The 6,641-nt window shown below is 66.5% G+C and carries 6 protein-coding genes and 2 pseudogenes; 5 read left to right on the top strand and 3 right to left on the bottom strand.

Features of this window, described 5'->3' with window-relative positions; all coding sequences use genetic code 11:
* Positions 1-473: LacI family DNA-binding transcriptional regulator (locus ABT057_RS48635; RefSeq protein ID WP_352351771.1), on the bottom strand; the 473-nt coding region annotated here is incomplete at its 3' end.
* Between the two features lie 373 nt (positions 474-846).
* On the opposite strand from ABT057_RS48635, the pseudogene ABT057_RS48630 reads away from it, so the two are divergent.
* Positions 847-1,182: pseudogene (locus ABT057_RS48630) on the top strand (carbohydrate ABC transporter substrate-binding protein); the annotation flags it as partial.
* Here ABT057_RS48630 and ABT057_RS48625 read toward each other — a convergent pair.
* Both ABT057_RS48625 and ABT057_RS49390 read right to left on the bottom strand, forming a co-directional pair.
* On the bottom strand, positions 1,163-2,107 hold the full coding sequence (locus ABT057_RS48625) for a maleylpyruvate isomerase family mycothiol-dependent enzyme (protein ID WP_352351769.1): 945 nt from the start codon (positions 2,105-2,107) through the stop codon (positions 1,163-1,165). The pseudogene ABT057_RS48630 and the gene ABT057_RS48625 sit on opposite strands and share 20 nt — an antisense overlap.
* 77 nt (positions 2,108-2,184) lie before the next feature.
* Positions 2,185-3,248 (bottom strand): IS630 family transposase gene (locus ABT057_RS49390; protein ID WP_502974094.1). Its coding sequence is split into 2 segments (ribosomal slippage): positions 2,185-2,801 and positions 2,801-3,248, totalling 1,065 coding nucleotides; the frame shifts between segments, so codons are not numbered across the junction.
* Between the two features lie 72 nt (positions 3,249-3,320).
* Here ABT057_RS49390 and ABT057_RS48610 point away from each other — a divergent pair.
* From ABT057_RS48610 to ABT057_RS48595, 4 genes and pseudogenes are all read left to right on the top strand, one after another.
* Positions 3,321-4,298: pseudogene (locus ABT057_RS48610) on the top strand (ABC transporter substrate-binding protein); the annotation flags it as partial.
* Positions 4,299-4,318: 20 nt separating this feature from the next.
* The gene (locus ABT057_RS48605; RefSeq protein WP_352351765.1) at positions 4,319-5,296 is read left to right on the top strand and encodes a carbohydrate ABC transporter permease; all 978 of its coding nucleotides are present in this window, start codon (positions 4,319-4,321) and stop codon (positions 5,294-5,296) included.
* A complete protein-coding gene (locus ABT057_RS48600) occupies positions 5,293-6,177 on the top strand; it encodes a carbohydrate ABC transporter permease (protein WP_352351763.1) in 885 nt (294 codons plus the stop codon). The genes ABT057_RS48605 and ABT057_RS48600 overlap by 4 nt, the downstream gene beginning before the upstream one ends.
* 51 nt (positions 6,178-6,228) lie before the next feature.
* A partial coding sequence (locus tag ABT057_RS48595) for a beta-galactosidase (RefSeq protein ID WP_352351761.1) occupies positions 6,229-6,641 on the top strand: 413 nt, incomplete at its 3' end.

Raw genomic sequence — 6,641 nt, 5'->3', positions numbered from 1 at the left:
GGCGGCGCGCCCAGGAACAGGACCGGCACGTCGATGCGGACGGAGACCTCTCCCTCCACGACGGGCTCGGAGACGACGATCCCGTCAACTCCCTGTTCCAGGAGGGACATCACCGCGCCGGCGATGCCTTCGGGGTCCCCGTCCGGCGTATTGACCACACGCAGCGCGTACCCGGCGTCGCGCACAGCCTTCTCGATGCCCACGAGGAGCATGGCGGTTCCGTACCCGGCCGTCCCCAGGGCGACGACACCGATGGAGCGATTCCGCCCCGAGGCCAATGCCCTGGCCGCGTGGTTCAGCCGGTATCCGAGTTTCTCGGCGGCACCGAGGACGCGCTGCCGGACCTCGTCGGACACATACGGCTCGTTGTTGAGGACCCGCGACACCGTCTTGCGTGAAACGCCGGCCACGCGGGCCACGTCCGCGCTGCGCGGTGCGGGAGAACCCGCACCGCGCCCTGCCACTGATGTCATGAGAGCTCCTGTCGGCCGTATGCCCGTCGCCTGCTGTCGCCCCGCTTGGCAGGTGTATCAGGCGAGGTCAGCTGTATGACCGCGTGGTCACTGACCGCGCGGTCATATCTAGACAGCCGGACGGTCGGACGTCAAGGCCTCGCGCGGCGTTTCTTCCGTCGGCAGGCCGCAAAGCCGCGAAAGGGGCGGTCCGCTCGCCACGTTCTCTGCAGAGCCTTGACAGCGGGTCCCCGGAAAGTTCACTCTTCGACGCGTCGACCGATCGGATCTGTCCGGTCGCGTTTGTTTCTGGTCGTATCGTCGACCGCTTCCCGTCATGCCCCCTTGAGCCAACGCGCCACGCCCGGGCCATGACAGCCTCTCAGGGGCCGAAATGCACCTTTCACCCCCTGGTCAGCCCCTGCCTGGTACCAGCCGCCGCGCCGTGCTGCGCGGACTCGGTGGGGCCGCTCTGCTCGGTGCCGGCATACCGTTGCTGTCCGCGTGCGGCGGCAGCGGTACTGCGTCCGACCCGAAAACCGTCACCCTCGGCTCCAACGCGTCCGACGCCGTCCCCAAGAAGGCGTTCGCCGAGATCTACGCGGCGTTCAAGAAGCAGTCCGGGATCACGGTCGACGTGAACACCAAGGACCACAACACCTTCCAGGAGCAGATCAACTCCTATCTGCAGGGCACCCCGGACGACGTGTTCAACTGGTTCGCTGGCTACTGAAGTTGAATGCGTGATGTCGGTGCCCATCGCTGGCGCTGTTGGTGTCAGGCACGGTGGAAGCCGGTGAGGCCAGCGTCGGGTCAGTAGAGATGGACACGATCTGGCACGCGGCTTCGGCGAGCCGACGATCGCCTTGCACATGGGCGCGGGACAAGGCATCCGCAGGATCGATGTTCCGCGTAGACAATCGCCAGACGGTCTCTGTATCCAGCAGTACGACTGCGGTTGGTCGGCCGCTCGGCGCTTCGGACAACGACCATCGGTCCGCAGTGGCAGTCGCCGTCCAGCCGCCGCCGGCAGGGCCCTCGGCGATCACCTGGACCTGCGCCCCGATTGGTGCTGACGTGCGGCGGAGCGTGTGGGGCAGGGCCCGCATGAAGGTATCGAGGACCATGGCCAGGGCACGCGGCTCCGGGTCGGTGTCGCGGCCGATGGCGTGGCGGATTTGCTGCCGGTGAGTCCAGTGCTCGGTGAACTCCCGGGCGATGTCCAACCACGCCGACGCGGGGTCGGCGCCCGCCCACGACACGCCTAAGGCGGGAGTGTCAAGGTTGGCTGTGGCGAATCGCTGGGCGAGCTGGATGCCTGCCGCTGCCAGGGCGTCGATGAGCGAAGCAGGGCTGTCATCGGCGTGCAGCTCGACCCATTCCTGATTCGTGCGGTGGATGAACGCCTCGAGCGTCTCGCCATCGGCGAAGCCGTTCCGGTAGCCGTGGCCGAGGCGGCCGTAGTAGTCACCGAGGAGATGCGCGGCAACATCATGCACCGTCCAGCGCCCGGCTGCCGTCCTGCTCCAGTCGGAGGGTGTCAGACCACGCAGAGTATCGAGCAGCGACCTGAGCTCCTGACCGAATAGCGCACGCGCGTCTATCGGGTTACCCAGCCAAGAAATGCCAGACACGCCGTTGGACTCGGGACACATGGCCACAGCCTGTCAGCCAGGAGCCCTGGCCTGCCATCGAATACTCCCGCCTGTGAGCGTCCGGGTGACCGACTGCGTCACCAGTCCGCGATCAGTCCGGTGGCGGCGAGGCAGGCGTCTACCAGATCGGGGCGGTACTGGATCTCCTTGAGCCGGCGCTTGACGGCTCTAGTGATCTGGGCGAGGTCAGCGGCGGCGAGGTTGCCGATCTCACGCTTGACGAGTGCCCAGATACCTTCCTGCGGGTTGATGTCCGGCGCGTAGGCGGGCAACTGGAAGACGGTGAGCCAATGCGCGTTCGCGGCGATGAACTCCCGCATGCCGACAGTCAGGTGCAGGCGTACGTTGTCCCACACCAGCACGATCGGCCCGCCGAGTTGAATGCGGGCGCGCACCAGCAGGTTGCGCAGATCCTTCCAGCCGAAGCCCTTCGGCTCGTCCTTGCGGCCGTGGTACTCGCGCACGGCGTAGATCAGCCTTGAACGCTGGCCGGGTTTGTAGCAGACCATCCCGGCCATCGACACCCGACCGGAGCCCCGTCCGCGCACCCGCACCACTGGTGTGCGGCCGATACGTCCCCAGGTCCTGGCGCGCGGCGGCGTCATCGACTGCCCGGCCTCGTCCTGGAAGACGATCCAGGCGCCGAGTGCCGCCGCGGTGCTTTTACCCGCGACCAGACCTCCTTCTTCCACAGCTCTACCGCTCCATCGTCGCGCTCGATCGCCCGCCGCGCAGGCTGCTGCCACGACCAGCCGTGCCGCTTCAGCAGCCCCCAGGTGCCCTCCACTGTGTAGGAGACGTGGAACAGCCGACCGATCAGCGTCTTCACCCGCGCCAGCGTCCACCGCTGATCCGCCCACCCGTGCACCAACGGGCCGCGCTCCAACTCCCGCTCCAACCGCGCGACCTGGGCATCGCTGAGCTTGGACCGACCGGGCGAGCCCCTGGACAGCACTCCACTCTCGCCCTGCTCACGCCATCCCCGGCGCCACCGCTCGATCGACCGCTCACTCACCCGCAACGCGACGGCTATCTCCCGGTTCTTCTCCCCACGCTCAAAGCGTTCCACGGCCTGTAGCCGCACCCGCTCTCGCGCTGCCCTCTCGGCGTCGGTCAACCCGCCGCCCTGCGCGTACCTCACGGACCCCAGAGCTACCGGCACCGCCCGGCCGCCGTCAGGCGAACCGCCCCGACATCACCCAATCAAGTTCAGTACCGCATGCAGTTCTTCGCGGCCAAGGGCCTGACCACCGCCATCGACGACGTGTGGGCAAAAATCGGGGACAACTTCCCCGACGCGATGAAGAAGCTGAGCAAGGGCGCGGACGGCAAGTACTACTTCGTGCCGATCACGACGTACCCCTGGGCGCTCTTCTACCGCAAGAGCGTGTTCCAGCAGCACGGCTACACCGTCCCCACAACCTGGGACCAACTCGTCGCCCTGTGCAAGCGGATGAAGAAGGACGGCCTGGTCCCGATCGCGTTCGGCGACAAGGACGCCTGGCCCGCGATGGGCACCTTCGACCAGATCAACTTCCGTACCAACGGCTACGACTTCCACGTCGAGCTGATGGCGGGCAAGGTCTCCTGGACCGACGCGAAGGTCAAGGCCACCTTCGACCACTGGGCCGAGGCCCTCCCCTACCACCAGGACGGTTCCCTCGGCCGCACCTGGCAGGACGCCGCGCAGACCCTGGTGTCCAAGAAGGCCGGCATGTACCTCCTCGGCTCCTTCGTCGCGCAGCAGTTCACCAACAAGGCCGACCTGGACGACCTCGACTTCTTCGCCTTCCCGGAGATCAACTCCGCGTACGGCCAGGACACTGTCGAGGCCCCCACCGACGGCTTCATGGTCAGCAAGAGCCCGAAGAACCACGACGGCATGGTGAAACTGCTGGAGTTCCTCGGCACTCCGGAGGCCGAGGCGATCTACCTCAAGGCCGACCCGAGCGTGGTGGCCGCCTCCAGCAAGGCCGACACCTCCGCCTACTCGACGCTGCAGAAGAAGGCTTTCGAGATGATCAGCGGTGCCAAGAGCCTCACACAGTTCATGGACCGCGACAGCCGGCCGGACTTCACCTCGACGGTGATGCAGCCCGCGCTGCAGAAGTTCGTCCGCGACCCCAAGGGAGTCGACGGTCTGCTGTCCTCGATCGAGCGCCAGAAGAAGACGATCTTCGCGTCCTCGTAGTCGGGGGTTCTCCCAGCATCATGAGCATCAACGCCACGAAGACCCGCGAGGCGGCCGCCGTGCCGCCTCAGGGCACCGCATCCACCAAGAAGCGGGTTCCACAGGGCCACAAGCGCCTGCTGACCCGCCGCGACCGCATCACGCTCGGCTTCATGGCCGGCGTGCCCACGGTCCTGCACGTGGCCCTCGTCTGGGTCACCGCCCTCGCCTCCATCGCCCTGGCCTTCACCAGCTGGGACGGCATCGGCTTCGACTCCATCAAGTGGGTGGGGCTGGACAACTTCAAGCAGTTGTTCACCGACAACCCGCAGTTCTGGCCCGCGGTCGAGCACAACATCATCTGGTTCGTCGTGCTCATCCTGATCCCGACGCCGATGGGCCTGTTCCTGGCCGTCCAGCTGGACAAGAAGATCCGCTTCAGCCGCGTCTACCAGACCGCGTTCTTCCTCCCGGTCGTGGTCTCGCTGGCGGTGACCGGCTTCGTCTGGCAGCTCGTCTACAACCCCGACACCGGCCTGATCAACAGCATCATCGGGGCCAACAAGCCCGGCCACTACATCGACTGGATCGGCGACCCGCACCTCAACCTGTGGGCGGTCCTGATCGCCGCGTCCTGGCGGCACACCGGCTACATGATGATCCTCTACCTGGCCGGTCTGAAGGGCGTCGACCCGTCCCTGCGCGAGGCCTCCTCGCTGGACGGCGCCAACGAGTGGCAGACGTTCAAGAACGTCATCTTCCCCACCCTGCGCCCCACCAACACGGTCGTCCTGGTCGTGACGATCATCGAGGCCCTGCGCGCGTTCGACCTGGTCTTCGTCTTCAACAAGGGCGCCCAGGGCACCGAACTGCTGTCAATCCTGATCACCAACAACATCATCGGCGAGTCCAGCCGGATCGGTTACTGCTCCGCCATCGCCGTCGTCCTGCTGGTGATCTCCCTGGCGGTCATCATCCCGTACCTGATCGCGACCTTCCGGAAGGAGCGTCGCGCATGAGCACCCCCACCGCCGCGGCGCTCGGCAAGCAGCGCACGCCCGTCCGGCCCGCCCGGATCCTGCTGCACACCTTCCTGGTGGTCACCGCGCTGGCCTGGCTCGCCCCGCTGCTGTGGGCGGTGTTCGCGGCCCTGCGCCCGTACTCGGAGACCAGCACCAAGGGGTACGTCTCCTGGCCCGACAAGCTGAGCCTCGACAACTTCAAGAACGCGTTCGAGCAGTCGGACATGCTGCACTACTTCGGCAACACGCTGATCATCGCGGTCCCGGCCGTGCTGATCACGCTGCTGCTGTCGTCGATGGTCGCGTTCTACGTCAGCCGCTTCGACTTCCGGCTCAACATCTTCCTGCTGCTCGTCTTCACGGCCGGCAACCTGCTGCCGCAGCAGGTCATCATCACCCCGCTGTACCGGATGTACCTGCTCATCGACCTGCCCGGCATCACGATGAGCGGCAAGCTCTACGACTCCGCGCTCGGGCTCGTGCTGATCCATGTGGCGTTCCAGTCCGGGTTCTGCGCCTTCGTGCTCAGCAACTACATGAGGATGCTGCCGCACGAGCTGACCGAGGCCGCTCTCGTCGACGGCGCCTCGGTGTGGCGGATGTACTGGCAGATCGTGCTGCCGCTGTGCAAGCCGGCGATGGCCACCCTGCTGTCCATCTGGATCTACAACGACTTCTTCTGGGCGATCGTGCTGATCTCCACCGGCGAGAACATGCCGATCACCTCCGACCTCAACAACCTCTCCGGCCAGTACTTCACCGACCCCAACCTGATCGCCGCGGGCGCCCTGCTCACCGCGATCCCCACCCTGATCGTCTACTTCGTGCTGCAGCGGCAGTTCGTCAGCGGTCTGACGCTCGGCGCCAACAAGGGCTGAAAGACCCGCACTTGCCACTCCTCCCCTACGCATCTCCCGGAGCACCCACCTGTGAGTACCGCACGCCGTCTTTGCGTTCCCGGCATCGCCTACGGCGGTGACTACAACCCCGAGCAGTGGCCCAAGGACGTCTGGGCAGAGGACATGCGCCTGATGCGTGAAGCGGGCGTGACCATGGTCAGCGTCGGCATCTTCTCCTGGGCGCTGCTGGAGCCGTCCGAGGGCGTGTACGACTTCTCCCGTATGGACCGGATCCTCGACCTGCTTCACGAGAACGGTATCGACGCGGACCTGGCCACCCCCACCGCGGCCCCGCCCGCCTGGTTCTTCAAGGCATATCCGGAGGCGCTGCCGGTCGACCGGGACGGGCACCGGCTGTCGTACGGCAGCCGCCAGACGTTCTGCCCGTCCAGCCCCGCCTACCGCCGAGCGGCGCTGCGGATCGCCGAAGTCCTCGCCGAGCG

It is taken from the genome of Streptomyces sp. NPDC002588 (assembly GCF_040295925.1).
In the GTDB taxonomy this organism is placed as follows: domain Bacteria; phylum Actinomycetota; class Actinomycetes; order Streptomycetales; family Streptomycetaceae; genus Streptomyces.
Note: the sequence above shows the minus strand (reverse complement) of the source record. Positions and strands in the feature narration are given on the sequence as shown.

What these genes read in the sequence shown, in the direction of transcription:
- ABT057_RS48625 (WP_352351769.1), bottom strand. Translation starts at nt 2,107, where the DNA reads ATGTGTCCCGAGTCCAACGGCGTGTCTGGCATTTCTTGGCTGGGTAAC.
- ABT057_RS48605 (WP_352351765.1), top strand. Translation starts at nt 4,319, where the DNA reads ATGAGCATCAACGCCACGAAGACCCGCGAGGCGGCCGCCGTGCCGCCT.
- ABT057_RS48600 (WP_352351763.1), top strand. Translation starts at nt 5,293, where the DNA reads ATGAGCACCCCCACCGCCGCGGCGCTCGGCAAGCAGCGCACGCCCGTC.